Source organism: Klebsiella sp. 141162 (assembly GCF_050600755.1).
Lineage (GTDB): Bacteria > Pseudomonadota > Gammaproteobacteria > Enterobacterales > Enterobacteriaceae > Klebsiella > Klebsiella aerogenes.
This window is the reverse complement of the sequence record NZ_JAQIRI010000001.1, coordinates 245,962-272,191: the sequence shown is the minus strand read 5'-3', so window position 1 is coordinate 272,191 and position 26,230 is coordinate 245,962. Positions and strand designations below refer to the sequence as shown.

At 59.3% G+C, this 26,230-nt stretch carries 23 protein-coding genes; 8 read left to right on the top strand and 15 right to left on the bottom strand.

The annotated features are described in order from the left end of the window. Positions 1 to 4: 4 nt before the first annotated feature. Entirely contained in the window at positions 5 to 1,351 is a 1,347-nt protein-coding gene (gene glpT, locus PGR23_RS01275; RefSeq protein WP_015365615.1) for a glycerol-3-phosphate transporter, read from the bottom strand. A gap of 270 nt (positions 1,352 to 1,621) precedes the next feature. Between glpT and glpA the strand changes: the two genes are divergently transcribed. From glpA to glpC, 3 genes are read left to right on the top strand one after another with little or no spacing between them, the layout of a single operon-like run. Further along, entirely contained in the window at positions 1,622 to 3,244 is a 1,623-nt protein-coding gene (gene glpA, locus PGR23_RS01270) for an anaerobic glycerol-3-phosphate dehydrogenase subunit A (protein WP_396279515.1), read from the top strand. Further along, positions 3,234 to 4,493: a glycerol-3-phosphate dehydrogenase subunit GlpB gene (gene glpB / locus PGR23_RS01265; protein ID WP_396279514.1), complete on the top strand. Its 1,260-nt coding sequence runs from the start codon at positions 3,234 to 3,236 to the stop codon at positions 4,491 to 4,493. Before glpA ends, glpB begins: the two co-directional genes overlap by 11 nt. Beyond that, positions 4,490 to 5,677: an anaerobic glycerol-3-phosphate dehydrogenase subunit GlpC gene (glpC, locus tag PGR23_RS01260; protein ID WP_045391420.1), complete on the top strand. Its 1,188-nt coding sequence runs from the start codon at positions 4,490 to 4,492 to the stop codon at positions 5,675 to 5,677. The genes glpB and glpC overlap by 4 nt, the downstream gene beginning before the upstream one ends. A 1-nt stretch (position 5,678) precedes the next feature. Here the strand turns inward: glpC and PGR23_RS01255 are convergent, their stop codons facing one another. The 3 genes from PGR23_RS01255 to PGR23_RS01245 form a co-directional block, all read right to left on the bottom strand. Beyond that, on the bottom strand, positions 5,679 to 6,878 hold the full coding sequence (locus PGR23_RS01255) for a nicotinamide mononucleotide deamidase-related protein YfaY (RefSeq protein WP_045391423.1): 1,200 nt from the start codon (positions 6,876 to 6,878) through the stop codon (positions 5,679 to 5,681). A 94-nt stretch (positions 6,879 to 6,972) separates the two neighbouring features. Next, complete coding sequence (locus tag PGR23_RS01250) at positions 6,973 to 7,515, bottom strand: YfaZ family outer membrane protein (RefSeq protein ID WP_015365610.1); 543 nt, start codon at positions 7,513 to 7,515, stop codon at positions 6,973 to 6,975. A gap of 283 nt (positions 7,516 to 7,798) precedes the next feature. Next, positions 7,799 to 8,740 carry an Rpn family recombination-promoting nuclease/putative transposase gene (locus tag PGR23_RS01245; RefSeq protein ID WP_396279513.1) on the bottom strand — a complete coding sequence of 314 codons (942 nt, stop codon included), beginning with the start codon at positions 8,738 to 8,740 and terminating at the stop codon, positions 7,799 to 7,801. 137 nt (positions 8,741 to 8,877) lie between these two features. Here PGR23_RS01245 and nudI point away from each other — a divergent pair, with 137 nt between their 5' ends. Further along, entirely contained in the window at positions 8,878 to 9,303 is a 426-nt protein-coding gene (gene nudI / locus PGR23_RS01240) for a nucleoside triphosphatase NudI (protein WP_047078301.1), read from the top strand. Here nudI and PGR23_RS01235 read toward each other — a convergent pair. Beyond that, on the bottom strand, positions 9,300 to 10,709 hold the full coding sequence (locus PGR23_RS01235) for a sensor histidine kinase (RefSeq protein WP_045391433.1): 1,410 nt from the start codon (positions 10,707 to 10,709) through the stop codon (positions 9,300 to 9,302). The two genes, nudI and PGR23_RS01235, sit on opposite strands and share 4 nt — an antisense overlap. Beyond that, positions 10,696 to 11,373: a transcriptional regulator TctD gene (gene tctD, locus PGR23_RS01230; protein ID WP_045391436.1), complete on the bottom strand. Its 678-nt coding sequence runs from the start codon at positions 11,371 to 11,373 to the stop codon at positions 10,696 to 10,698. The genes PGR23_RS01235 and tctD overlap by 14 nt, the downstream gene beginning before the upstream one ends. Before the next feature lie 133 nt (positions 11,374 to 11,506). On the opposite strand from tctD, the gene PGR23_RS01225 reads away from it, so the two are divergent. From PGR23_RS01225 to PGR23_RS01215, 3 genes are read left to right on the top strand one after another with little or no spacing between them, the layout of a single operon-like run. After that, positions 11,507 to 12,487, top strand: a complete 981-nt coding sequence (locus tag PGR23_RS01225; RefSeq protein WP_045359580.1) for a Bug family tripartite tricarboxylate transporter substrate binding protein — start codon at positions 11,507 to 11,509, stop codon at positions 12,485 to 12,487. A 15-nt stretch (positions 12,488 to 12,502) separates the two neighbouring features. Beyond that, positions 12,503 to 12,934, top strand: coding sequence for a tripartite tricarboxylate transporter TctB family protein (locus PGR23_RS01220; protein WP_015365604.1), 432 nt, complete (start codon positions 12,503 to 12,505; stop codon positions 12,932 to 12,934). An 11-nt stretch (positions 12,935 to 12,945) separates the two neighbouring features. Further along, positions 12,946 to 14,463: a tripartite tricarboxylate transporter permease gene (locus PGR23_RS01215; RefSeq protein WP_015365603.1), complete on the top strand. Its 1,518-nt coding sequence runs from the start codon at positions 12,946 to 12,948 to the stop codon at positions 14,461 to 14,463. On the opposite strand, the gene menE is transcribed toward PGR23_RS01215, so the two are convergent. The 7 genes from menE to PGR23_RS01180 all read right to left on the bottom strand — a co-directional run bounded on the left by menE (position 14,460) and on the right by PGR23_RS01180 (position 22,087). Continuing rightward, positions 14,460 to 15,821 carry an o-succinylbenzoate--CoA ligase gene (menE, locus tag PGR23_RS01210; RefSeq protein WP_396279512.1) on the bottom strand — a complete coding sequence of 454 codons (1,362 nt, stop codon included), beginning with the start codon at positions 15,819 to 15,821 and terminating at the stop codon, positions 14,460 to 14,462. The two genes, PGR23_RS01215 and menE, sit on opposite strands and share 4 nt — an antisense overlap. Then, positions 15,818 to 16,783, bottom strand: a complete 966-nt coding sequence (menC, locus tag PGR23_RS01205) for an o-succinylbenzoate synthase (RefSeq protein ID WP_396279511.1) — start codon at positions 16,781 to 16,783, stop codon at positions 15,818 to 15,820. Before menC ends, menE begins: the two co-directional genes overlap by 4 nt. Continuing rightward, positions 16,783 to 17,640: a 1,4-dihydroxy-2-naphthoyl-CoA synthase gene (gene menB / locus PGR23_RS01200; RefSeq protein WP_015365600.1), complete on the bottom strand. Its 858-nt coding sequence runs from the start codon at positions 17,638 to 17,640 to the stop codon at positions 16,783 to 16,785. Before menB ends, menC begins: the two co-directional genes overlap by 1 nt. Before the next feature lie 14 nt (positions 17,641 to 17,654). Then, entirely contained in the window at positions 17,655 to 18,413 is a 759-nt protein-coding gene (gene menH / locus PGR23_RS01195; RefSeq protein WP_047043273.1) for a 2-succinyl-6-hydroxy-2,4-cyclohexadiene-1-carboxylate synthase, read from the bottom strand. Beyond that, the gene (menD, locus tag PGR23_RS01190; protein ID WP_045391450.1) at positions 18,410 to 20,080 is read right to left on the bottom strand and encodes a 2-succinyl-5-enolpyruvyl-6-hydroxy-3-cyclohexene-1-carboxylic-acid synthase; all 1,671 of its coding nucleotides are present in this window, start codon (positions 20,078 to 20,080) and stop codon (positions 18,410 to 18,412) included. The genes menH and menD overlap by 4 nt, the downstream gene beginning before the upstream one ends. A 76-nt stretch (positions 20,081 to 20,156) precedes the next feature. Further along, positions 20,157 to 21,452 (bottom strand): isochorismate synthase MenF, encoded by a 1,296-nt coding sequence (gene menF, locus PGR23_RS01185; RefSeq protein ID WP_063414600.1) that lies wholly within the window; start codon positions 21,450 to 21,452, stop codon positions 20,157 to 20,159. 173 nt (positions 21,453 to 21,625) lie between these two features. After that, entirely contained in the window at positions 21,626 to 22,087 is a 462-nt protein-coding gene (locus PGR23_RS01180) for a GNAT family N-acetyltransferase (RefSeq protein ID WP_396279510.1), read from the bottom strand. A gap of 56 nt (positions 22,088 to 22,143) precedes the next feature. On the opposite strand from PGR23_RS01180, the gene rnz reads away from it, so the two are divergent. After that, a complete protein-coding gene (gene rnz / locus PGR23_RS01175) occupies positions 22,144 to 23,064 on the top strand; it encodes a ribonuclease Z (protein ID WP_396279509.1) in 921 nt (306 codons plus the stop codon). A gap of 56 nt (positions 23,065 to 23,120) precedes the next feature. Here rnz and nuoN read toward each other — a convergent pair whose 3' ends face one another. Continuing rightward, a complete protein-coding gene (gene nuoN / locus PGR23_RS01170) occupies positions 23,121 to 24,578 on the bottom strand; it encodes an NADH-quinone oxidoreductase subunit NuoN (RefSeq protein ID WP_015365594.1) in 1,458 nt (485 codons plus the stop codon). A 6-nt stretch (positions 24,579 to 24,584) separates the two neighbouring features. Then, on the bottom strand, positions 24,585 to 26,114 hold the full coding sequence (nuoM, locus tag PGR23_RS01165; RefSeq protein WP_015365593.1) for an NADH-quinone oxidoreductase subunit M: 1,530 nt from the start codon (positions 26,112 to 26,114) through the stop codon (positions 24,585 to 24,587). Between the last annotated feature and the right edge of the window lie 116 nt (positions 26,115 to 26,230).

Here is a 26,230-nt window from a genome sequence, read left to right as displayed (position 1 = left end):
CTCCTTAGGCTTGTTTCAGTTGTTGATGATGACGACGCTCGCCAAGCATAACGATAATCAGCAGCAGAACCGCCAGTACGCTACCGCCAATCATTACCATAAAGCCGCCGTCCCAGCCGAAGAAATCGACGGTATAGCCAACAATGGCGCTCGCGGCTACGGAACCGCCGAGATAACCGAACAGACCGGTGAAGCCCGCAGCGGTGCCGGCAGCTTTTTTCGGCGCCAGTTCCAGCGCATGCAGACCGATCAGCATCACCGGGCCGTAAATCAGGAAGCCAATGACGATCATACAGGCCATATCGACGCCCGGATTACCCGGAGGGTTCAGCCAGTAAACGATAGTGGCAATCGTCACCAGGGTCATAAAGAACACGCCGGTTGCGCCGCGGTTGCCTTTAAATACTTTGTCCGACATCCAGCCGCACAACAGGGTGCCCGGAATGCCCGCGTACTCATAGAGGAAGTAGGCCCAGGAGGACTTATCCAGCGCGAAGTGTTTGACCTCTTTCAGGTAGGTCGGCGACCAGTCCAGAATGCCGTAGCGCAGCAGATAAACGAAGACGTTAGCGATAGCGATGTACCACAGCAGCTTGTTCGGCAGAATGTACTGCATAAAGATCTGCTTCGCCGTCAGCTCTTCTTCGTGCTTTTCGCTATAATCATCCGGATAGTCGTTTTTATACTCTTCGATCGGCGGCAGACCGCAGGACTGCGGGGTATCTCGCATCATCGCAAAAGCAAAAATGGCCAGCAGAATCGCGCCGAAGGCGGGCATATACAGCGCCGCGTGCCAGTCGTTAAACCACGCCATCCCCAGCAGGAACAGCAGCGGCGGAATACCGCCGCCGACGTTATGCGCGCAGTTCCACACTGAGACAATCCCGCCGCGCTCTTTCTGCGACCACCAGTGCACCATGGTACGACCACACGGCGGCCAACCCATCCCCTGGAACCATCCGCAAAGGAACAGCAATACGAACATGATCATGATGCTGGAAGTCGCCCACGGCACGAAGCCCATCACCAGCATCACCAGCGCCGCCAGAATTAACCCTGCGGGCAGGAAAATGCGCGGATTCGAGCGGTCGGAGACCGATCCCATGATGAATTTCGAAAATCCGTAGGCGATGGAGATACCGGAAAGCGCGAAACCGAGGTCGCCACGAGAGAACCCCTGCTCAATCAGATAAGGCATCGCCAGCGCAAAGTTCTTACGAACCAGATAGTAAGCGGCATAACCGAAGAAGATGCCAATAAAGATCTGCCAACGTAATCGACGATACAACGGGTCGATTTCCGCCGCCGGCAAACGCGCTTTATGCGCTGCGGGTTTAAAAATACTTAACATATCAGCCTCCGTGGCCATTGCTGTTTCACTGACATCGACGCAAAAAATCTAATTTATTCACGCACTTCTAATTAGGTCGCGATGGTAGGCAAAGCGTAGAACTAATACTGTGAAATATCGCACATTTTGTTACAGATATATGACAAAATTTTCCATTGTGAGCACAAAATCACAGCAAACGCTCGAATTGCGCGCAAATATGCTCGAAATCAAACATTCCACACTTTTTATATGGCTAAATGGTGTAAAACGAAAGTAGAGGACCGGAAGATGGCCGAGACGCAAGAATTTGATGCGCTGATTATTGGCGGCGGCGCCACCGGCGCGGGAATCGCCCGCGACTGCGCCCTGCGCGGGTTACGCGTAGCGTTGATTGAGCGGCACGATATCGCCACCGGCGCCACCGGCCGTAACCATGGTCTGTTGCACAGCGGCGCACGCTATGCCGTCACCGATGGCGAATCCGCGCGCGAATGCATCAGCGAGAATCGCATTTTACGCCGCATCGCCCGCCACTGCATTGAACCCACCAACGGGCTGTTTATCACCCTACCCGAAGATGACATCGCCTGGCAGCAAACCTTTATCAACGCCTGTCAGCAGGCCGGTATCGATGCCAAACCGCTTACCCCCGCTGAAGCTTTGCGTCTGGAACCCGCGGTCAACCCGACGCTGCTTGGCGCCGTACAGGTACCGGACGGCACCGTCGATCCGTTCCGCCTGACGGCCGCTAATATGCTCGACGCCCGCGAACACGGCGCGCAGATCCTCACCGGCTGCGAGGTTACCGGCCTGCTACGTCAGGGCGATCGTGTGTACGGCGTACAGATCTACGATCATCAACGCCGTGAAGCGCGCAGTATGCGTGCACAGGTCGTCGTCAACGCCGCCGGGATCTGGGGCCAACGCATCGCGGAATACGCCGATCTGCGCATCTCCATGTTCCCGGCAAAAGGCTCGCTGCTGATCCTCGACCACCGCATTAATAACCAGGTGATTAACCGCTGCCGCAAGCCGGCGGATGCCGATATTCTGGTGCCCGGCGATACCATCTCGCTGATTGGCACCACCTCGACGCATATTCCTTATGACGAGATCGATGATAACCGGGTGACGACGGAAGAGGTCGATACGCTGCTGCGCGAAGGTGAAAAACTGGCGCCGATCATGGGGCGCACCCGAGTGCTACGCGCTTACTCCGGCGTCCGGCCGCTGGTCGCCAACGATGACGACCCCAGCGGGCGCAGCGTCAGCCGCGGTATTGTGTTGCTCGACCACGCCGCGCGCGACGGTATGGAAGGCTTTATCACCATCACCGGCGGTAAGTTGATGACCTACCGTCTGATGGCGGAATGGGCCAGCGACGCCGTCTGCCGCAAACTCGGCAATGCTGAGCCGTGCCGCACCGCGGAGCGTCCGCTGCCGGGCTCGCAGGAAGCCACAGAAACCACGCTGAAAAAGATTATCTCGCTACCGACGCCCCTGCGCGGGTCGGCGGTCTATCGCCACGGCGACCGCACCCCGGCATGGCTCGGCGACAGCCGCCAGCACCGCAGCCTGGTCTGTGAATGTGAAGCGGTCACCGCCGGGGAAGTGCAGTACGCGGTAGAGAATCTGGCGGTGAAGAATCTGCTCGACCTGCGCCGCCGGACCCGAGTCGGTATGGGCACCTGCCAGGGGGAACTGTGCGCCTGCCGCGCCGCCGGGCTGCTACAGCGCTTCAACGTCGCCACACCGGCGCAGTCGTTAACTCAGCTGTCGGAATTTCTTAATGAACGCTGGAAGGGCGTTCAGCCCATCGCCTGGGGCGACGCGCTGCGCGAAAGTGAATTTACCCGCTGGGTCTACCTCGGCTTATGCGGACTGCAAAAGGAGCATCAGGATGAAATTTGATTGCGCCATCGTCGGCGGCGGACTAGCCGGTCTACTGTGCGGGCTGGCGCTGAATCAATACGGCCTACGCTGCGTGATAATCAGCCGCGGGCAAAGCGCGCTGCACTTTTCCTCTGCTTCGTTAGACCTGCTCTCGGCGCTGCCGAACGGTGATACCGTCACAGACGTCGCACAAGGTCTTCAGCAACTGGCCGTTCAGCTTCCTGAACACCCTTACTCCCGCCTCGGCGCAGACGCGGTGCTCGAATACGCCAGGCAGACCGAAACGCTGCTGGCCGCCTGCGGCGCGAACATGCAAGGCGAAGCGCGCCAACCTCATCTGCGGGTGACGCCGCTGGGGACGTTGCGCCCGGCGTGGCTGTCGCCGAAAGAGGTTCCGCTGGCGCCCTTCGCGCAGCAACGGGTATGCCTGGTAGGAATTAGCGGTTTTGCCGATTTTCAGCCGCACCTGGCAGCCGCCGCCCTCGGGCAGAGCGGAGTGAATGCCACCGCCGCGGAGATTGATTTACCGCTGCTTGATGTGCTGCGCGATAACCCTACGGAGTTCCGTGCCGCCAACATCGCCCGCGTGCTTGATAATGAAAACCTGTGGCCTGCCCTGCAGTCCGCGCTGCTGCCGCTGGCGCAAGAGTACGAGCTGCTGATGATGCCCGCCTGTTTTGGGCTCGCGGATAATCGCCTCTGGCATTGGCTACAGGAACATCTGCCCTGCCCGCTGCGTCTGCTGCCGACGCTACCGCCTTCGGTGCCGGGGATGCGCCTGCATAGCCAGCTTCAGCGTCAGTTCATCCGCACCGGCGGTACCTGGCTTGCCGGTGACGAAGTGGTGAAAATCAGCCATCAGCAGGGCGCCGTCGAGGCCGTATGGACGCGAAATCACGGCGATATCGCGCTGCGCCCGCGCTTTACCGTGCTGGCGAGCGGTAGCTTTTTCAGTAACGGTCTCGTCGCCACGCGTGATAGCGTGCGCGAACCGATTCTCGGCCTCGATCTGCAGCAAACGCTGGCGCGCGATAGCTGGTATCAGCGTGATTTCTTCGCGTCACAACCGTGGCAACGCTTTGGTTTAAAGACGGACCCCATGCTACGCCCACGCCTGCTCGGCCAGCCGCTGAGTAATCTTTTCGCTATCGGCTCGCTGCTCGGCGGTTTCGATGCCATTCAACTCGGCTGCGGCGGCGGCGTTTGCGCCGTCACCGCGCTGCATGCCGCCAGACAGATCCACGACCTTGCAGGAGGCCGGCCATGAACGATACCCGCTTTGAAAGCTGCATAAAATGTACGGTCTGTACCACCGCCTGCCCGGTGAGCCGGGTGAATCCGCGCTATCCTGGCCCGAAACAGGCGGGGCCGGACGGCGAACGTCTGCGTCTGAAAGATGGCGCGCTGTACGACGATGCGCTGAAATATTGTATTAATTGCAAACGCTGCGAGGTGGCCTGTCCATCTGATGTGAAAATCGGCGATATCATTCAACGCGCGCGTGCGCAGTACAGCCAGCAAACACCGACCCTGCGCGATGCTATCCTCAGCCATACCGACCTGATGGGTACCCTTTCCACGCCTTTTGCGCCGCTGGTCAACGCCACGACCGGTTTAAAACCGGTGCGCCGCCTGCTCGATGCGGCGCTGAAAATCGACCATCGCCGCACGCTGCCAAAATATGGCTTCGGCACCTTCCGCCGCGCTTACCGCCAGCTCGCCGCCGCACAGGCGCAGTACAGCGAGCAGGTGGCTTTCTTCCATGGCTGCTACGTCAACTATAACCACCCGCAATTGGGTAAGGATCTGATTCGCGTCGTCAACGCGCTGGGTACCGGCGTGCAGCTCTTATCAAAAGAAAAATGCTGCGGCGTCCCGCTTATCGCCAACGGCTTTTTTGACAAAGCGCGCAAGCAAGCGCACAGCAACGTCGCCGCCATGCGCGAAAACACCTTGCCGATCATCGCCACCTCTTCAACCTGTACTTTTACCCTGCGCGATGAATATCCCCATCTCCTGGATATCGATAACAGCGATCTGCGGGATCGGGTGGAGTTAGCAACCCGCTGGATTTGGAAACAGCTCGATGCCGGCAAAACCCTTCCATTGCGCCCGCTGCCGCTGAAGGTGGTCTATCACACTCCATGTCACATGGAAAAAATGGGCTGGTCGCTATACACCCTTGAGCTTTTGCGCCAAATCCCGGGCCTACAGCTGGAAGTACTGGATTCGCAGTGCTGCGGTATCGCCGGCACCTTCGGCTTTAAGTCGGAAAACTATTCGTCGGCGCAGGCGATTGGCGCACCATTATTTCGCCAGATTGAGGAGAGCGGCGCGGACTTAGTGATTACCGATTGCGAAACCTGCAAATGGCAGATAGAGATGTCCACCAGCAAGCGCTGCGAACATCCCATTACTCTGCTGGCGCAGGCGCTGGGGGCGCCTGCCTGAATCAGTCGATAAACAGCGTCTCGACGACGTTGATCCAGCCATGCTCGCCGCTGACCGGCTTACCGTTGAGCCAGCGGCGCAGCATATTCAGCGCCATCATGGCGCACACTTCTTGTCGCACCGCCAGCCCGTGGCGATTCACGCTGAACTTAACCCGCAGCGCGTGCGTACCTTCCGGCGTCGCCAGCACAAAGTTCAGGTAATCGGCCTCCTGACCGCTGACCGACAATGCCAGTCCGGCAAAATGGTTTACGCGCCGCTCGGCGGCCCAGCGCGCCGATTGCGCCAACGTCTCCTCCTGCGCCGGCACCACTTCGCTGGCGAGAAGCGGCGCGTTCGCCCGCCTCAGCTGCAGCGCCAGCAGGCCGCTGGTGAACTGTTCGCTCAAGGTCAGGCTAAGCTGACGCTCCTGCAGGCAGCGCGCGATCTGCGCCGGTAACCCTTCCGTGCCCTCGAAGATAACGCTCTCCCCGGCCACTTTACGCACCTCTGGCCACAACGCCAGCATCGCATCGCGCTGCGTGGCAGGACCGGTCAGCTTCAGTTCGATAATCGGCATTGACGAGCGATAGCCCATCACCACACCCGGCGGTAGCTGCAGATGGTTGAGGCTCTGCGCCAACTCGCTTTCCGAACGTCCGAAGGTAGTTAAACGCAGACAAACCGGCGGCGACGGAAGCGTGAAGCGCGCACGTAAACGCGGTACGATCTCCTGCTCGACCATAACTTTGAATTCAGACGGCACGCCGGGGGTGAAAAACATCAGGCAGCGGTTGAGCTGTACGGCGAACCCGCAGGCGGTGCCCACCGGATTATTGATCATTTCGGCGCTGGCGGGGATTTCCGCCTGCTTGCGATTGCTTTGCGCCATTGGCCGACCGCGCTCGGCAAAGAATCGCGTCATCGTCTCCAGCCATTCAGCGTTGAGGACCAAACCTTCGCCTTTCGCCGTCGCCGCCGCCAGCGCGCTAAGATCGTCGCTGGTCGGCCCCAGACCGCCATTCACGATCAGCACATCCGCCTGTTCGCTGCGTTCGCGCAGAATAGCCACCAGCGCGTCGAGGTCATCGCCGACGGTATTGCGGCGCGTTAACGGTAAACCCTGATTAAAAAAGTAATCCGCCAGCCAGGCGGCATTGGTATCGACAATCTGCCCATGCAGCACTTCATCGCCGGTGGACAGCATTTCCACTTGTAGCATTATGAACTCCAGCCTGATAAGTCGAATTACTATAGCGCAAAGGCGCGGGCTGGCGACGAAGAAATTTGGCGCGGCGGCAGGCCGCGCCGGAGGATTAGAAGCTGGCGCTGGCGCCGATGTACGGACCGTCGGCGATAGTGTTATCACGGTTGCCGTCTTTACCCGCCAGGTTCAGATAGCGATAGCCTGCCTGGATGCTAAGCGGACGCATAATGGTCCAGCTGGCGCCGACGTTAGCTTCTTCATAGCTATCGATGCCGCTGGAGAGTGAATCAGGCGAGTAGTAATAGTCGCCGTACAGACGGAAGCTATCGCCGATTTTCCACTGCAGGCCGCCGCCGACCGCCGCCGCGTAACCTTCATCGCCCTGCTTCGGATTGGTGTAGATACCTTTGCCACCTACGGTCGCCAGGAATGGTCCCAGCGGAATATTCAGACCCAGACCCAGGCCCGCGGCGTCGCCGTCGTTATCGCTATGCAACCAGTTGCCGGAAATTGCCAGGCCGGTGGATTCGGTGCCGAAGCCAACGCCGAGGTTGGTATAGTGCTCGCCGGCTTCGCCGGTAACGCTAATAGCATGGGCCGCCGAGGAAACCATCATTACCCCGGCCAGGGCCATAAAAATGCTCTTTTTCATTATTTACTCTATCCAGAAAAGAAGAATCAAAGAAGTCCCGAAAAAACCAGAAAATTCTACTGCGCACCCGTCAGGAATCAATGACCTGGCGAAATGATTTTTCACAAGAGTGTAACCAGTTGCGTCTTTTTACATCAATACTGACGCGCATTTGCGAAAGAAAGTAAATTCCACCGAATTCAAATTCAGCGTAATTATATTTAATTAGGTTGTATTGATTAAATAAATATATATTAACCTGCGCAATCAGCGTCGCGCAGGCCGTTTGAAAGAAGCAGAAAAATTAATGGGCGAGCAGGGCCAGACGCTCCGGCGCAAGCCCCGTCAGCTTCGCCACCAGCGCCAGGTCAAGCCCGTTTTCCAGCATCGCCTGGGCAATACGTTGCGTAGCCAATTGTTCTCCCTGTTCAAGGCCTTGCTGCAGGCCCTGCTCAAGGCCCTGCTGATGGCCCTGCTGATGGCCGCGTTGTTCCAGAAACTGGGCAATGTTCATTAGCGTCTCCTTATGCGGCCGTCTGGGGACATTTTGCGCAAGATTACGTAAAAAGGCGACCGGATCGGCGGCATTTCCTGCCTGCAATAAATAGTGAAGCAGCGTCCTGAGCTGTCTGCGGCTAGTGTATCCCAGCGCCAACAGGCTGGCTAGTTGCTCCTGCAGTTCCATCATATCGCGTTGCCGGATATGCTTTTGCAGCAACTCAAGCATCGCGACCCGTCGGTGCTGCATTATTGTATCGTCAGGAAGCACCGTGATATCGATTAAGTGAAAATCCTGATTGTATACCTGCCGCGCGGTTTGCGGATGAGCAAATCCTTCCAGCCAGCACATGGGATACGGCCAGGGCGAGACTTGCCCATGATAAAAAAGCAGCGGGATCACCAATGGCAGTTGTGTATGCCCTTTATCCAGATGCCGCTGCATCGCTGCTATCGCATAACGCATCAGGCGAAATGCCATATGACGGTCCACAGAGCTTTGATGTTCGATAAGCAGATAGATATATCCGTCTCCCGCCTGAGTTTGCAGCGAGTAAAGAATATCGGAATGGCTGGCGCGCAGGTCTTCATCGATAAAACTTCCGGATTCCAACTGCAGCGTTTGCAGATTGCATAATTCTCGCAAATGTTCAGGAAGGTGAATGTCCAGAAAATCCCGCGCCGTCGCCCGATGCGACAGCAGGTGTTTAAACACGGCGTCATGTGGGGAATGGGTGGTCCTTTCCATGGTGGCTCTCCATAAGATAATTTCGCTTAACTTAGCACTCTGTAGAGCCAGCGCCGTATTTCCCTTGCGGTTTGCCGAGGCGCCTCGCAAACTGTTTCCTCGATACCCGGCCCGACTCACTGCGAAGGAGAAAAATCATGCGTCAAAGGACGATTGTTTGCCCGCTCATCCAAAATGATGGCCATTATCTGTTGTGCAAGATGGCTGCCGACCGCGGGGTTTTTCCCGGACAGTGGGCGCTTTCCGGCGGCGGCGTGGAACCGGGGGAAAGTATTGAAGAGGCGCTGCGACGTGAAGTCCGCGAGGAGCTTGGCGAAAAACTACAGTTGACCCACATCACGCCATGGAGCTTCCGCGATGATACCCGCGTGAAAACTTATGCCGATGGTCGCCAGGAAGAGATCTACATGATCTATTTGATTTTCGATTGCATAAGCGCCAACCGCGAGGTCACGATCAACGAGGAATTCGACGATTACGCCTGGGTGAAGGGCGAAGACCTGCAACATTACGATCTTAATGCCGCGACCCGCCTCACCCTCAGCCAGAAAGGGCTGCTTTAAGCCACGGTCAGCAGACGCAGCGTCACCTTTAATCCTCCCAGGCTTTCGCTGCGCGACAGTTGCGGCCGGCTACGATGCAGACGCGCGATATCGTTTACCAGCGCCAGGCCCAGCCCGGCGCCGGGTAGGCCGCCGCCATTCTCCAGCCGTCGAAACGGCGTCAGCGCCTGGTGAATCAGGTTTTCCTCGATGCCCGGGCCGCTATCCTCCACGCTCAGCGTGACGGCTTCGCCATCGCGATGCAGGCTCAGCGTCACCGTTCCGCGTTCCGGGGTGTAGCGAATCGCATTGTCGAGCAGGTTGGCGCACAGTTCGCCCAACAAAACGCCATCACCCAAAACGTACACCGGCGACTGTTCGCCCTCATAACCCAGATCGATGTTTTTACTGCGCGCCTGAGCAATACGCGAAAAACAGCTATGGTGCACGACCTCCTGCAGATCGACCGCGGCAAACGCCTGCTCGCCCTGCTCCCGGCGTTTCACCGTCGCCAGTTGCAACAAACGTTCGGTGAGTAAAATCGTATCATCCAGCGTCGCGCGCATGGCCTGCAAACTCTCACGCCACAGCCGCGGATCGTCGCTGGCCAGCGCCACCGAAGCCTGGGTTTTCAGGACCGCCAGCGGCGTTTTCAACTGATGTGAAGCATCGGCGCTAAAGCGTTCCTGCCGGGAGATCATCACCCGCAGGCGGTCGATATAGCGGTTAAAAGCCACGATCAGCAGCCGCGTTTCCGACCACGGCAACAATTCCGGTAGCGGCGTCAGCAGGCCGGGTTCACGGCGCACCATCAGCGCCGAGAGCTGACGCATTGGCCGCAGAACGCGGCGCAGTAGCCACCCCGCCAGTACCAACGTCAGCAGCACTAATAAGCCCTGCGACACCCAGGATGAAAACAGCAGTTGCCCGGCCAGCCAGCGCCGCGACTGCAGCGTTTCGGCAATATAAATCTCCGCCATACCAACGATACCGCCTTCATTGACCGGCTGCAGCAGGCGCGCCACGCGGATGGCCTGACCGCGGTATTCGGTATGATAAAACCATGCCAGCGCCGGATAAAGTTGAGTTCGTGAAGTGGCCGGCGGCATTGCCGGCAGATCGTCAAAGCCGGAAATCACTTTCCCCTGCGGGTCGACCACCTTGTAATACAGCCGGTCGTTCATGTTGAGTTCAAAGCTGTCCAGCACCACCCAGGGCACATTGACCTCCAGATGGCCGCCGCGCACTACCAGCCGCTCCGCCACGGTGCGCGCCGAGGAGAGCAGCGTACGATCGTAGGCCTGCGTCGCCGCCTGCAGCGCGCTCACGTAGCTATTGAATGCCGATAACCCCCACAACAGCGCCAGCGGCAGGCCAAGAAACAGCAGCAGTTGGGCATACAGCGATTGCGGTTTACCCCAGCTCATGCGGCTCACACTCCAGCAGATAACCCAGCCCGCGTAGCGTAGTGATACGCACGTTACTCTGCTGGAGCTTCTTGCGCAGGCGGTGAATGTAAAGTTCGATGCTTTCCGGACTGACGTCGTCGCTGAGGCTAAACACCTGTTCAAACAGCTGCTGGCGGGAAACCGGACGGGTACGGCGAAACATCAGCACTTTCAACAGCGCCAGCTCGCGCGGCGTCAGGGGCAACATCTCACCGCGCAGCAGAAAATAGCCTTCATCGCGATATTCCAGATCGCCAAGCTGCTGCACCTCATGGACCTGCCCTTCGCTGCGTCGCAGCAGCGCCCGCAGCCGGGCGTCGAGCTCCTCCAGCTCAAAAGGTTTAGGCAAGTAATCGTCGGCGCCGACGTTCAGCCCTTTCACCCGATCCGCTACCGCGCTGCGCGCGGTCAGCAGCAACACCGGCAGCGTTTGTCCACGCTTACGCAACCGCTGTACCACCTCGAGGCCATCTAAGCCCGGCATACCGATATCCAGCACCGCCAGCGCATATTTTTCGCTTTGCAGCAGGTGATCAGCCGCCCGGCCATCAAAAACGCAATCCACGGCAAAACCGCCCTGCACCAACGCTTTTTCCAGCCAGTGAGCCAGCTCACGATTATCCTCGGCTAATAAGAGACGCATATCACATCCTGTAAAGTTGCTGCCGCATTGAAAGGGAAATGAAAGGTAACTGTTTTAACAATCACGCAACCGAATCGCCACATGTCGGTTCACATAATCAGAAAAACATTCCCTGTACCTACTGAGGAAGCCTATGAAAACGCCATTTTTCCGCCATCTTAGCGCCATCGCGCTGTGCCTCTGTACAACCACCGCTTTCGCGGCGCAAGCCCCGTCCCGCACCGAATGTATCGCGCCCGCCAAGCCCGGCGGCGGCTTCGACCTCACCTGTAAGCTGATTCAGGTGAGCCTGATGGAAACCGGCGCGATCGAAAAACCGATGCGCGTCACCTATATGCCCGGCGGCGTCGGCGCGGTGGCCTATAACGCCATCGTCGCCCAGCGCCCGGCAGAAGCCGGAACCGTGGTCGCCTTTTCCGGCGGCTCGCTGCTGAATTTGTCGCAGGGGAAATTCGGCCGCTACGGCGTTGATGACGTGCGCTGGCTGGCCAGCGTCGGTACCGACTACGGCATGATTGCCGTACGCGCCGATTCACCATGGAAAGACCTGAAGTCATTCATGACCGCGATGGAGAAAAATCCCGCCACTATCGTCATTGGCGCCGGGGCCTCCATCGGCAGCCAGGATTGGATGAAAGCGGCGCTGCTGGCGCAAAAAGCCAATGTTGACCCGCACAAGATGCGCTACGTCGCCTTTGAGGGCGGCGGCGAGCCGGTAACCGCGCTGCTCGGCAACCATGTGCAGGCGGTCTCCGGCGATCTGAGTGAAATGGTGCCATACCTGCAGGGAAATAAGATCCGAGTCCTTGCGGTCTTCTCCAACGAACGTCTGCCGGGCGCGCTGGCCGATGTCCCTACCGCTAAAGAGCAGGGCTATGACCTGGTCTGGCCGATTATTCGCGGCTTCTTTATGGGCCCGAAGGTAAGCGATGCCGACTACCAGTGGTGGGTTGATGAATTCACTAAACTGCAGCAAACCGATGAGTTCAAAAAGCAACGTGAACTGCGTGGCCTGTTTGAATTCAACATGAACGGCAAGGAGCTCGATACCTATGTAAAACAGCAGGTCAGCGATTATCGCGAACAGGCGAAAGCCTTTGGCCTGGCTAAATAATCCGCGGAGGCGCTTATGAGCGATCGTATCTTTGCCGGAGTCTGGCTGTTGTTATGCATTGGCGGCCTGTTTATCGCCTGGCAGATCCACAGCGAATACTCGTATGAACCCGTCGGCCCGCGCCCTTTCCCGTTGGGCATTATCGGCCTGATGCTGCTGTGTTCAGCGCTGATGCTGCTGCGTCGCCCGGACGCTATCGAGTGGCCGGGACGACATGTCCTGCAACGGCTGTTAACCATGGTCGTGGTGCTGGTGGTCTATGCCTGGGGATTTGAATGGCTGGGCTTTCCGCTGGCGACCGCACTGCTGACGGCGGTGATCGGCCTGCTGTTCGGCGCCACGCTACCGGCGGCAGGTATTGCCGGCGTGGTGATGGGCGTCTCGTTATGGTACGCCTTTGATACCTTACTTGATGTGACTCTGCCGCTTGGCGTCTGGTTAAATTAACGGAGAAGCTTATGGATACCTGGATCTATCTGTCGCAGGGTTTCGCCGTCGCCATGACGCCGGAAAATCTGCTTATCGCCCTCATCGGCTGCTTTGTCGGAACCATCGTCGGGCTGCTGCCCGGCCTCGGGCCGATTAACGGCGTCGCCATTCTGCTGCCGCTGGCCTTTGCCCTGCACCTGCCCGCGGAATCGGCGCTGATCCTGTTGGCGACGGTCTATATCGGTTGCGAATATGGCGGGCGTATTTCGTCTATCCTGCTGAACGTGCCCGGCGATGCCGCCGCCATCATGACGGCGCTTGATGGCTATCCCATGGCGCAGCAAGGGCGCGGCGGCGTCGCGCTGTCGATTTCCGCCGTCAGCTCTTTCTTCGGTTCGCTGATTGCGATCGGCGGTATTATTCTGTTCGCGCCGCTCCTCGCCCAGTGGTCGCTGGCGTTCGGCCCGGCGGAATATTTCGCGCTGATGGTGTTTGCCATCGCCTGCCTCGGCAGCATGATGGCGCAAAACCCACTGAAATCGTTCCTCGCGGCGTTAATCGGTTTGGGCCTGGCGACGGTCGGCGTCGATGCCAACACCGGGGTTTACCGCTTCACCTTCGACAGCGTCCATCTCTCCGATGGCGTGCAATTTATTGTGGTGGTTATCGGTCTGTTCTCCGTTTCGGAGATTCTGTTGATGCTGGAGAGCACCAGCGGCGGGCAAACGCTGGTGCGTAAAACCGGGCGCATGCTGTTTAACACCAAAGAGGCCGCGCAGTGCGTCGGCGCGACCCTACGCTCTTCCGTGGTGGGTTTCTTCGTTGGTATTCTACCCGGCGCCGGGGCGACCATCGCCAGCGCCATCACCTATATGACGGAGAAAAAAATCAGTGGTAATAGCGATAACTTCGGCAAGGGGGATATTCGCGGCGTGGCGGCGCCGGAAGCCGCGAATAACGCCTCCGCCTGCGGTTCGTTTATTCCGATGCTGACGCTTGGCGTGCCTGGCTCCGGCACCACCGCGGTCATGATGGGCGCATTGACGCTGTATAACATTACGCCCGGCCCGGCGATGTTCACCGAACAGCCGGATATCGTCTGGGGGCTCATCGCCGCGCTGCTTATCGCCAACGTGATGCTGCTTATTATGAACATTCCGCTGATTGGCCTGTTCACCCGCATGCTGACGATCCCGCTATGGTTCCTGGTACCCGCCATCGCCGCCGTTTCCGCCGTTGGCGTCTATGCGGTTCACAGCACCACCTTTGACCTGTTGCTGATGGTTGGCCTCGGCGTGCTCGGCTACATCATGCGTAAAATGCACTTCCCGATGTCGCCGCTGATCCTCGGTTTTGTATTGGGCGAGATGCTGGAGCAGAACCTGCGCCGCGCGCTGTCAATCAGCAACGGTAATCTGGCTATTCTCTGGGAAAGCGGCGTAACCAAAACGCTGCTGATGCTGGCTGTCGCCGTGCTGGTGGTACCGCCGCTGCTGCGTCTGAGACGTAAACAGCGCCAGCGCCGCGCCGAGGCCAATATCGGCTAAACCGGCGAATTGACCCATTCGCGCAGAGCCCGGCGCGAAATCTTAATCCCGCCGTTCTTTAACGTTTCCGGCAGCCGTAGCCACTGTATCGGCTGCTGGAAACGCGCTAACCGTTCAGCACTCCATGCCGCCAGGGTGGTCATTTCGCAGCCATCCTCGCATTCAACCACCGCCACCGGGCGCTGGCCATATTCGACATCATCCTGCGGCACAATAAACACCTGCTGAACCTGCGGATGGGCGAGTATCACGCGCTCAACCTCCTCCGGCTGAATGCCTTCGCCGCCGCTAAAAAAGAGATTATCCAGTCGCCCAATAACCGACAGTCGACCGGCACGTAACTCCCCGCGATCGCGCGTCGCAAACCAGCCTTCATCGTTGGTTAATGACAACAGTTGACCATTCCGCCAGTAGCCGGCGGCCATGCTCGCCGCCCGTAGCCAGATCTCGCCGGCGACAATTTTCACCTCCCTTCCCGGCAGCACCTCGCCCACATCCGCCGCTCCGTCGGCCTCTTTAGCGCAGACCGTGGAGGCGAATTCGGTGAGGCCATAGCCGCAGAAGCTGCGTATCCCCTGCGCTCGCGCCCTTTCGGTCAGCTCGACGGGGATCGCCGCGCCGCCAAGCAGCACCGCCTTGAGTGAAACATCGGCATCGCCATTCAGCAGGCGCCATAGCTGAGTCGGTACCAGTGAAGCATGGGTACAGCCCAGCAGCGCTTGCTCCAGCGGTTGTCTATCGCGCACCGTCAGCCGCGCGCCAGCCAGCAGCCAACGCCAGATGATCCCCTGCCCGGAGACATGGAACAATGGTAGCGACAGCAACCAGTCGTCCTCCCCGGCAAACGGCATCAGCGCCAGCACGCCAGCGGCGCTGGCCAGATGGGCGCTGGCGCTATGCACCGCCGCCTTTGGCAGGCCGGTCGAGCCGGAGGTTAACGTCATCGACACCAGCCGTTCGCCATGCCAGCAAACGGTATGGGCGGCTTCTGCCGCCTGCAGAGTTAACGCCGGTAAATTCCCCGGCAGCGTATCACCGTTAAGCACCAGTTGATGCTGTACGGTTAACGCAGGCAGCAGTTCCTGCAGCAATGCCATAGGCAGCTGCGGATTAAGCGGCAGCACCCGCGCCCCGCACTGCAGCAGCGCCAGCCAGGCGAGTAGCGTCTCCGGCTGGTTGTAGGCCCGTAGCGCCACGCCCTGACCTTCCATGACGCCCTGCGCGGCAAAACCAGACGCCAGCGCGTCAATCCGCGCGCATAGCTCACGCCAGGTCAACGCCTGGTCATTCAGGCGTAGCGCCTGCGACTCGCCGCGTAACTGACGCCAGTGGCGCCACGGCCAATCGGAAAACATCACAGCAGTTGCTCCAGCTCATCAGCATTGAATATTGGCAGCGTACTCTCCGGCCACGCCCGCACCAGCTGCGCGCCCATCAGCGCCAGCGTGTCGAGTCCGGGGATAGTCTGCGGGGTCAGCCAGGCGGCGATCCGCGCCAGCTGCGTTAACCCCAGGCTGGACTCGATCGACGAGCTAATCACCGCGCTCAGCCCCAGCGCATGCGCCGCAGCGACCTGTTGCTGAACCTTTTGCAAGCTGCCGGTCAGCGTCGGTTTGATCACCACCGCACGCACGCCGGGCTCGGCGACAAAGCGGAAATCCGCCTCGCGCAGGCTTTCATCCCAGGCGATAGCAATACCGGTCTGCTGGCTGAATTCACGCGAATCGTCGCGGCTTTTGCACGGTTCTTCGAGAAAGGCAATGCGTTGGCGATAGGCCGGATTAACATATTTGGCGAACTGCTGCGCTTTGACCGGCGTCCACGCCCGGTTGGCATCCAGCCGCAGCTGCAGGTCGGGGATCGCTTCCAGCAGCAGATTCACCACCATGCCGTCGCGTACCGCCTCCCACAGCCCCACTTTCACCTTAGCGACTTTATCGCCGGGCATCGCCGCCAGTTTGGCGAACAGTTCATCCGGGTCGCCGGAACAGAGCGGCGCCGCGCGATAATCCGCCGCCTGCGGTAGTTCGCCGCCAAGCTCCGCCTGCGCGCAGCTAATACCAAAAGCAACGGAGGGCGGCATAGGAAGCGGCGGCTCGGCGCCGTCGCGCCAGGCCCGCGCCCACGCCAGCAGCGCCATTTGCGCCTCTTCCAGCGTTTCGTCACTGAATCCCGGCAGGGGAGAAATTTCCCCCCAGCCTTCGCGTTCGCCCTCCTGCAGGCGGATGAACAGCCCATCGCGGGTTTTTAACCGCCGTTCGCGCAGAACCACGCCCGCGTCCATCGGTATCTGCCAGCGGTAAACCTGCGAAACGCGCATTATGGATTCCGTTTAAATTTGCTGAAGTCCGGCTGACGTTTCTGGTTAAAGGCGTTACGCCCTTCTTGCCCTTCTTCCGTCATGTAGAACAGCATGGTGGCGTTACCCGCCAGCTCCTGCAGCCCGGCCTGGCCATCGCAGTCGGCGTTCAGCGCCGCTTTCAGGCAACGCAGCGCCATCGGGCTGTTTTGCAGCATTTCACGGCACCAGCGCACGGTCTCTTTTTCCAGATCCGCCAACGGGACCACGGTGTTCACCAGCCCCATATCCAGCGCCTGCTGGGCGTCGTACTGACGGCACAGGAACCAGATTTCGCGCGCTTTTTTCTGCCCGACGATACGCGCCATATAGGAAGCGCCCCAGCCGCCATCAAAGGAGCCGACTTTAGGCCCGGTCTGGCCGAAGATGGCATTATCCGCCGCGATGGTCAGGTCGCACATCATGTGCAGTACGTGGCCGCCGCCGATAGAGTAACCGGCGACCATCGCTACTACCGGTTTCGGGCAGGTGCGGATCTGGCGCTGGAAGTCGAGTACGTTGAGATGGTGAACGCCGGAGTCGTCCTGATAGCCGCCGTAGTCGCCGCGGACTTTCTGGTCGCCGCCGGCGCAGAAAGCTTTATCGCCTTCACCGGTCAGCACGATGACGCCGATATTGTCGTCATAGCGGGCATCCGCCAGCGCCTGAATCATCTCTTTAACGGTCAGCGGACGGAAGGCGTTGCGCACCTGCGGACGATTGATGGTGATTTTAGCAATCCCGTCAGTCGATTTTTGATAACGAATATCGGTATAGCCTTCTGAGCAATCGTGCCATTCAACGGGGGCATAGAGCATTGCTTCATCAAGAGAGATCATAGAATGTCCTTCAGTTAACTTGCCAGAATCTGCGCCAGACAGGCAATCACCGCCGCGGGGTTGTCCCGGTGCGCGTTGTGTCCGGCATGGTGAATGATATGGGTATCGGCGGCGAGCGCTTGCGCGATAGCGCGAAACTTCGCGTCGCGTTCGCCGCACAGGTAGTGAAAAGGAAAATCGCGAGCCTGCAGAGACGGGCGCAAATCGGCCTGCCGGGCAAGGGAGGTCGCCTCCAGCATCGCCGCCAGCGTAGCGCCGTTATTGTGGCGACGTAGGGCGACCAGCGACGCGCGCTGCGCCGCATTCAGCGAAGCGAAGACCGGCTGCTGATACCAGTCGGCGAAGACCTGCGCTAACGGCTCGCGGCGAAAGCGTTCCGCCCAGGCGCTATCATTGCCGCGCCGCGCCTGCCGCGACGCTTCATCCTGTAGGCCCGGATGTCCGCCCTCGACGATCAGGCCGCGCAGGCCCGCGCGCGGCTGGCAGGCGAAGTTCATCGCCACCCGGCCGCCCAGGGAGTAGCCAACCAGCCAGTAATCCAGGATGTTGTAACTATTTAGGGTAGCCTGCAGTAATTCGCTGACCCCGGCAAAGCCATCGACCGCGATATCCGCCGATCCGCCGTGTCCCGGCAGATCGAGATACAGCCGCGGCCAGGCCGGAAACGCTTCGCCAACCGTACGCCACTCGTCGCGGTCTCCGGAAAAGCCGTGCAGGAATACCAGCCAGGGATAACCCGGTTGGCCGCTTTCAACCGCCGCGTTGAGCGTCACAGCCGGCTTACCTGCGCCAGCAGTTGCTGGAGAGTCTGCGTACCGTCGGTCTCGTTAACCGCCAGCTCAATCACCGTCGCCCCGGCGCGGCGCCACGCGCCTGCCATCGCCTCATCCAGCGACTGCCAGTCATCAGGGCGGTGATAAGCCAGACCGAACATCGCCGCCGCGTGGCTGAAATCCACGTCCTGCGGCATTAAATAGAACTGGCGGCGCTCGTCCTGCGGCGTCGGCAGCATAGAGAAAATCTGCCCGCCGTTATTATTGACCACGATCAGCACCAGCGGCGCCGACGCCTGGCGCAGCAGGGCCAGCGAGTTGAGATCGTATAACGCCGAAAGATCGCCGACGATCGCAAGCGTAGGCCGGGCGCTCGCGCGCTGCACGCCGGCGGCTGTCGCCAGTAGGCCATCGATGCCGCTGGCGCCGCGATTACTATAGACCGGATAACCCGCCGGCAGTTGCCCCAGCGCGTCTATCAGGCGTACCACTAAACTGTTGCCAACAAACAGCTGTCCCTGATCCGGCAAATAGCGCCGAATGCGCTGCGCCAGCTGCGCTTCGCCAAAGGGCTCGTTGCTGGCGACCGCGGCCTGCCACGCCTGCCCGGCAAGCTGCGGGATCACCGTCGCCCACGGCTGGCGTTTCTCCGCCGGATGCAGTTCGAGCCAGCGCTCAACGCTTGAGAGCAGACGGCGACCGCGGTGCTGCGCCGGATCGAGGCGACCGCGCAGATTATCCACCAGCCAGTATTCATCCGGCTCGCAGGTCGCCTGCCACTGGAGCACGCGTTTGCCGGTCAGACTGCTACCGAGTTGCACGACGATTTGCGCCTGCGCCAGTTCGCTTACCGCTTTACCGTTGCCCAGCCACAGGTCGGCGCACGGCAACGGCTGCCCGGTCTGCGACAGGACATCGCCAATCAGCGGCCAGCCGAGGGTCTGCGCCCATTCAGCCACTTTTTTACCTTCCGCGGCGCTCATCCTGCCCGCGACCACTACTCCGCGCTTTTGCCGCCAGAAGAACCAGTCGCGCTGTTTCTCACTCTCCATCTGCAGCGCCTGACGCAACCAGGGTTTATCGCTCTGCCACCAGTTGCCGAGCTGCTGTTGCCACTCCAGCCCGCTATCGTCCATATCGCCATATAGCGGCTCAGCGAACGGGCAGTTGATATGCACCCCGCCGGCATGCAGCTCGCCCAGCGCCTGATCGATAGTCGAGACCAACCAGCGCGCGGAAATATCCTGCGAAGGACGCGGTAAAGAAACGGTCTGCGCAGGATGAGAAGCAAACATTCCCGGTTGGCGGATGGCCTGATTGGCGCCGCAGTCGATAAGCTCCGGCGGGCGGTCGGCGGTCAGCAGGATCAGTTTTTCACCCGTCAGGCCCGCTTCAATCAGCGCCGGATAGAGATTCGCGGTCGCGGTTCCGGAGGTGACAATCACCGCCACCGGCTGGCGGCTGGCCTTCGCCAGTCCCAGCGCCAGGTGGCCAAGGCCACGTTCGTCAAAATGAGTGTGATGAATAAAAGCGCGGTTTTCCGCCGCCGCCAGGGTTAAGGGCGTCGAGCGCGAGCCTGGGGCAATGCAAATGTGCTGCACGCCGTGGCGGGTTAAAGCTTCAAGGATCACCGCCGCCCAGCGTCGGTTAAATGCGCTTACTGACATGAAATTGTCCGGTATCAAATATTGATGCTAAGTATAGATAAGGCAGAGTTGCGCCGTTTTGATATACGTCGTCTCTCTACGTTTCTGAAAGTAATAACGTTCGTAGTCCCGCCGCTTTATTTTCTATTTCTTGCCACTCCTGCTGCGGGTCAGATCCGCTGACGATACCGGCCCCGGCATACAGCCGCAGGGTGTTGTTCTCGACTTTTGCCGAGCGCAGCGCCACGCAAAACTCGCTTTGCGCCAGTGAAAGATAACCTGCGGAGCCGGCATACCATTCGCGGGCGAAAGGCTCATGACGGCGGATGAAAGCCAGCGCCGCCTGGCGCGGTAGCCCCGCCACCGCCGCGGTAGGCTGCAGCTGCAGCAAGCAGCGGCTATCGTCGGGCTCGGCCAGTTCGCTCCAGATACAGCGCCGCAGATGCTGCACCTTGCGCAGGCGTACGACCTGCGGCGGCAGAACGTCAAGCGTCGGCGACTCGCCCTGCAAACGCTGGCAGATATCCTCCACCACCAGCATATTCTCCCGCTGGTTTTTATCGTCTTTCATTAGCCAATCGGCTAACTGCTGCGCCCGGGCGTCATCATGATGGTTAGCGACGGTGCCCGCCAGCGCTTCGGTGCGCAGCAGCGCGCCGCGTCGCCGCCACAGCCGTTCCGGCGTGGAGCCGAGAAACGCCTGCTGCGGGCTAAAGGCCATCAGGAAGTGGAAACAGTTAAGATTGCTGCGCCGACTGGCCGCCATAATGGCAAACGCCTGCAGCGGCGCGCTAAAGCGTAAATCCGTGACCCGCGCCAGCACAACCTTATCCATTTCGCCGGCGCCGATTGCCTGCGTCGCCTGCATAATCAGCTCGCGCCACTGCGGGTATTCCGGCGCATGCAGCTCGCTTCGCAGCGACGGCATCGATGCCGCCGTCACCTGCTCGCTATTTAATGATTGAAGAAACGCCCGCGCGGCCACCGCGTCGTCAAACAGCGAGGTCGCGCTATGTATCACCAGCCGCAAGGTCGCTTTGCCGCCCAGGCGACGCCACTCCAGCCGCGGCAGAAACAGATTACCCTGATGAGGGTCGAACGCGTTCAGCCCGCTGATGCGCAGATCTTCCCGCCCCTGCGCACATAAAAAATCATGCGCCGCGGACAAGGAGGCAAAGGTGGTTACCGCCCCCAGCGCCGCCAGCTCTTCATCACCGTTACGCTGCTGCCAGTAGAATTGCGGCCAGCACGGCTGGCGTGCGCACCACAGTAACGGGTCGAAGGCGTCGTTTAACGGGAATGGGATATCAAAAATTCGCGTGCCGGGTGACGGAGGGAAATCTTCAGCCAAGCAGCCCAGCAGGCTTTCCAGCGCGGTGGAAACAGACAGCACGCGAACCTCCACGAAATTAAAAACCCCACATTATAAAGGGTAGCTGCGATAAATAGCAGTACCCATCATGAGGGAGCGAACCTTAACAGGCACGGCGAACGCCAGCCACTGGATTCGCTACAGGAGGAAAAGTATAGATAATTGATAGCGATACGCTATTACTATTTAGCTTCTTAATGAGTTGTGATGTCACGCGCCATACCGATATGGGCAATCCCGTCTTCATCGTATACGTCCGTCACCGGCACAAAACCAAAGCTGGCATAAAATTTCTGCAAATGCGCCTGCGCTCCCAGATAAATCGCCTTCTGCGGCCAGTTCTGCCGGCAGCTGGCCAGCGCCTGCTCCATCAGCTGGTAGCCCAGTTTCTCGCCGCGCACGGTCGGGCTGACGATAACCCGGCTGATCACCACCGGTTCGAACTCCTCTTCGCTTTTGAGGATCCGCGCATAGGCCACCAGCTCGCCGTCGCGCCAGCCGAGCAGATGACGGTTCTCACCGACTAAATCATCGCCGTCGATATCCTGATAGACGCAGTGTTGTTCGACGACAAACACCGCGCTGCGCAGCTTCAGCAAGGCGTACAGTTGGGCAACGGTGAGCTCACTGTGATGTAAATCCTGCCAGGTCATCATTTGTTACTCCTTATTGATATACTGATGCTTTACCACTCGCCTGAGGACACTGGACGATGGAATTAACATTTTTGGGGACATCCGCCGGCGTGCCGACCCGTACGCGTAATATGACGTCGATAATACTGAATTTGCAACAACCCACCAGCGCTGAAATGTGGTTGTTTGACTGCGGCGAAGGCACCCAGCATCAGTTTCTCCACACCCCTTACCACCCAGGCAAACTGAATAAAATTTTCATCACTCACCTGCACGGCGATCATCTGTTCGGCCTGCCCGGCCTGTTGTGCAGCCGCTCGATGCAGGGAAATTCGCTGCCGCTGACGGTCTACGGACCAAAAGGGATTAAAGAATTCATCGAAACCGCGCTGCGCCTGAGCGGCTCGTGGACCGATTATCCGCTCACTATCATTGAAGTCGGCCCCGGTCTGGTCTTCGACGAAGAGGGCTATCGGGTCAGCGCGTACCCGCTCAGTCATCCGGTGGAGTGCTACGGCTACCGCATCGAACAACATGACAAACCCGGAACGCTCGATGCCGCCCAACTGATTGCCGATGGCGTGCGTCCGGGGCCGCTGTTCCATCAACTCAAGCTCGGCCAGCGCGTTGAACTGGAAGATGGTCGGGTCATTGACGGTAGCCGCTATCTGGGGCCATCGACGCCGGGTAAAACGCTGGCCATTTTTGGCGATACCGCCCCTTGTCCGCAGGCGCTGGAGATGGCGCGCGGCGCGGACGTGATGGTCCACGAAACCACCCTTGAGCAGGCGATGGCGGAGAAAGCCAATAGCCGTGGCCACTCTTCCAGTCAGCAGACCGCGGCGCTTGCCAAAGAAGCGGGGGTCGGCACGCTAATCGCCACCCACTTTAGCTCGCGCTACGATGCCGAAGGCTGCCTGCGCATGCTGGCGGAATGCCGGGAGATTTTCGCTAATACGCTACTGGCGGAGGATTTTATGGTCTATCGGCTGGCGTAAACCGCAGGCATAAAAAAACCGCCGACAAGTCGGCGGTTTTTTATTTATAGCGCAGATTACATCAGCGGCGTCGCCAGCTGCACGATGCTAATCAGCGGCTGCGGCCACACGCCAAGCACCAGCACCAGCAGCGCGGAGATCAGCACCACGATACCGCCGGCGCTGTACTGCCAGTTTGACGGCGCATCGCGGTTCAGCTGCTCCGGGGCGCTCAGGTACAGGCTGACGGCAACGCGCAGGTAGTAGTAGAGACCAATCGCCGAGCCGATCACTACCGCGGCAACCAGCCACCACAGGTGCGCATGCACACCGACGGCCAGCACGTAGAACTTACCGATAAAGCCGAGGGTCATCGGAATACCGGCCAGCGACAGCATCATCACCGTCATTACCGCCGACAGGATCGGACGGTGCCAGAACAGACCGCGGTAGGAGAACAGCGAGTCAGCATCCGGGCCGCGGTACGGGCTGGACATCAGGCTGACCACGCCGAACGCGCCGAGGCTGCTGAACAGATAACCGGCCAGGTAGACGCCAACGGCTTCCATCGACATTTCGCCGCTCTGCAGGGCGATTAACGCCACCAGCAGATAGCCGAGGTGGGAAATGGAAGAGTAACCGAGCAGACGCTTAATGTTGGTCTGGCTCAGCGCCATCAGGTTACCGAAGATGATAGAGGCGAAGGCGATCAGGCCCAGCACCACGCGTACCGCTTCGCTGTCGCCCACCGGCATGTACAGGAACAGACGCATCACCACGCCGAAGATGGCAATCTTGCTGGCGGTAGCCAGGAAGGTGGATACCGGCGCAGGCGCGCCCTGGTAAACATCCGGCGTCCACAGGTGGAACGGCACCAGCGACAGTTTAAAGCCAAGACCGACGATCATCAGACCGAGGCCCGCCAGCAGCAGCGGCTCGTGCAGCGCGTTGTCAGCCAGGCTCTTGCCCAGCGCGAGGAAGGACAGGTTGCCGGAGTTCGCATACACCAGCGCCATACCGAACAGCAGGAAAGACGAGGCTGCCGCGGAGAGGATGGTGTATTTGATGCTCGCTTCCAGCGAACGTTTCTGGCGGAAGGCGTAGCCGACCAGGCCGAACAACGGCAGCGAAATTAATTCGATACCGAGGAACAGCGAGGCCAGGTGATTGGCGCCGGCCAGCAGAATGCCACCCAGCGCGGCGATCAGCACCAGCAGGTAGAACTCTTCTTTATTGTCCTTGTAACCCTCAAGCCATGGGTAGGCGAAAGTACAGGTCGCGAGGCTCGCCAACAGCACCAGCCCGGTATAGAGCATCGAGTAACCGTCAACGCGGATCAGCGGGGTGACGTCCATCGCCCCGTTCTGACCGACAAACCAGAGCGAGACCAGCGCGGCGTTTAGTCCGAGAACCGACAACGTGGCATTGAGAAAATGATTGCGTCGCCACGCAATGGAGAGCATCACAACCACCACCGTCAAGCCGACGATCAGCAGCGGTAGCAGTGCGATCAGTTGTTGTGGAGTTATTGTCATGGCGAATTACGGCCTTGTAGTAGAAACAGAATTAACAAACCACTGCTGAATGTTGCTCATCGCAGCATGCGAGGTGTCGAGAATCGGCTGCGGGAAGAAGCCCAACAGCACCAGCAGCACCACCAGCAGCAGGATGATAGACAGTTCACGCAGGGACATCCCCGGCAGCTCTTTCGTCGCGATTTCGCTCTTCGCCTTACCGAAGTAGGCGCGATGCAGCATCGACAGCGAGTAAACGGAAGCGAATACCAGACCAAAGGTCGAGATAACGGTAATCACCGGCACCACTTTATAGCTGCCGAACAGAATCATAAATTCGCCGACAAAGTTACCGGTGCCCGGCATCCCCAGGGTGGCGACAGCGAAGAACATCGACATCGCCGGCAGCCATTTAATTTTGCTCCACAAGCCGCCCATCTGGCGCATATCGCGGGTGTGCAGACGTTCGTACAGCTGACCACACAGAATGAACAGACCCGCCGCGGACAGACCGTGGGCAATCATCTGAATCACCGCCCCTTGATAAGCCAGCTGGCTACCGGTGTAGATAGCAATCAGCACGAAGCCCATGTGGGAAACGGAGGTGTATGCAATCAGACGTTTGATATCGGTCTGGGCGAAGGCCATCCACGCGCCGTAGAAGATACCGATCACGCCCAGCCACATGGCGATTGGCGCAAACTCGGCGGAGGCGTTCGGGAACAGCGGCAGCGCAAAGCGCAGCAGACCGTAGGCCGCGGTTTTCAACAAGATGCCCGCGAGGTCGACGGAACCGGCAGTCGGCGCCTGGGAGTGGGCGTCCGGTAGCCAGCCGTGCAGCGGCACCACTGGCATTTTCACCGCGAAGGCGATGAAGAAGCCGAGCATCAGCATGTATTCCACGCCGTGCGACATCGGGGTTTTCAGCAGCTCTTCATAGTTGAAGGTCCACACGCCGGTGGCGTTGAAGTGAACGAATGCCAGCGCCAGAATGGCGATCAGCATCACCAGGCCGCTCGCCTGGGTATAGATGAAGAACTTGGTGGCCGCCGTGATACGCGTTTTACCGTCAGAGGCTTTGTGACCCCACAGCGCGATCAGGAAGTACATCGGCACCAACATCATTTCCCAGAAGAAGAAGAACAGGAACATGTCGATGGCGAGGAATACGCCGATGACGCCGCCCAGGATCCACATCAGGTTGAGGTGGAAGAAGCCCTGGTACTTTTCGATTTCGCGCCAGGAACAGAGCACCGCCAACACGCCGAGCAGGCCGGTCAGCACCACCATGAGCAGCGACAAACCGTCAATCGCCAGATGGATGCTAATGCCGAAACGTGGGATCCACGGCAGCACGAATTCCGACTGCCACTGCGGAATCCCCGCGGATTGCGTCAGAGAATAGCCGCCCTGCATCCACAGCTGCAGGCCAAGCACCAGCGTCAGTCCCATGGTAATCAGCGCAATCCAGCGCGGCAGTTTCACGCCAAAGCGTTCAGTCTGCCAGCACAGGAAGCCGCCAATAAAGGGGATTAATATTAGCCAGGGTAATAACATGGCGATTTTTATTCCTTGTTAAAGTCCCGTTCAGGACCGATTTTCAACGAATTCGACTACATTCACGTTTGAGGGCGGTTTGTTGTGTCGGGTGGCGATTCGCTTACCCGACCTAC

What these genes read in the sequence shown, in the direction of transcription:
- glpA (WP_396279515.1), top strand. Translation starts at nt 1,622, where the DNA reads ATGGCCGAGACGCAAGAATTTGATGCGCTGATTATTGGCGGCGGCGCC.
- glpB (WP_396279514.1), top strand. Translation starts at nt 3,234, where the DNA reads ATGAAATTTGATTGCGCCATCGTCGGCGGCGGACTAGCCGGTCTACTG.
- PGR23_RS01220 (WP_015365604.1), top strand. Translation starts at nt 12,503, where the DNA reads ATGAGCGATCGTATCTTTGCCGGAGTCTGGCTGTTGTTATGCATTGGC.
- nudI (WP_047078301.1), top strand. Translation starts at nt 8,878, where the DNA reads ATGCGTCAAAGGACGATTGTTTGCCCGCTCATCCAAAATGATGGCCAT.
- PGR23_RS01215 (WP_015365603.1), top strand. Translation starts at nt 12,946, where the DNA reads ATGGATACCTGGATCTATCTGTCGCAGGGTTTCGCCGTCGCCATGACG.
- menB (WP_015365600.1), bottom strand. Translation starts at nt 17,640, where the DNA reads ATGATCTCTCTTGATGAAGCAATGCTCTATGCCCCCGTTGAATGGCAC.
- PGR23_RS01235 (WP_045391433.1), bottom strand. Translation starts at nt 10,709, where the DNA reads ATGAGCTGGGGTAAACCGCAATCGCTGTATGCCCAACTGCTGCTGTTT.
- menD (WP_045391450.1), bottom strand. Translation starts at nt 20,080, where the DNA reads ATGTCAGTAAGCGCATTTAACCGACGCTGGGCGGCGGTGATCCTTGAA.
- menC (WP_396279511.1), bottom strand. Translation starts at nt 16,783, where the DNA reads ATGCGCGTTTCGCAGGTTTACCGCTGGCAGATACCGATGGACGCGGGC.
- nuoM (WP_015365593.1), bottom strand. Translation starts at nt 26,114, where the DNA reads ATGTTATTACCCTGGCTAATATTAATCCCCTTTATTGGCGGCTTCCTG.
- tctD (WP_045391436.1), bottom strand. Translation starts at nt 11,373, where the DNA reads ATGCGTCTCTTATTAGCCGAGGATAATCGTGAGCTGGCTCACTGGCTG.
- glpT (WP_015365615.1), bottom strand. Translation starts at nt 1,351, where the DNA reads ATGTTAAGTATTTTTAAACCCGCAGCGCATAAAGCGCGTTTGCCGGCG.
- PGR23_RS01250 (WP_015365610.1), bottom strand. Translation starts at nt 7,515, where the DNA reads ATGAAAAAGAGCATTTTTATGGCCCTGGCCGGGGTAATGATGGTTTCC.
- PGR23_RS01255 (WP_045391423.1), bottom strand. Translation starts at nt 6,878, where the DNA reads ATGCTACAAGTGGAAATGCTGTCCACCGGCGATGAAGTGCTGCATGGG.
- PGR23_RS01225 (WP_045359580.1), top strand. Translation starts at nt 11,507, where the DNA reads ATGAAAACGCCATTTTTCCGCCATCTTAGCGCCATCGCGCTGTGCCTC.
- PGR23_RS01180 (WP_396279510.1), bottom strand. Translation starts at nt 22,087, where the DNA reads ATGATGACCTGGCAGGATTTACATCACAGTGAGCTCACCGTTGCCCAA.
- nuoN (WP_015365594.1), bottom strand. Translation starts at nt 24,578, where the DNA reads ATGACAATAACTCCACAACAACTGATCGCACTGCTACCGCTGCTGATC.
- glpC (WP_045391420.1), top strand. Translation starts at nt 4,490, where the DNA reads ATGAACGATACCCGCTTTGAAAGCTGCATAAAATGTACGGTCTGTACC.
- PGR23_RS01245 (WP_396279513.1), bottom strand. Translation starts at nt 8,740, where the DNA reads ATGGAAAGGACCACCCATTCCCCACATGACGCCGTGTTTAAACACCTG.
- rnz (WP_396279509.1), top strand. Translation starts at nt 22,144, where the DNA reads ATGGAATTAACATTTTTGGGGACATCCGCCGGCGTGCCGACCCGTACG.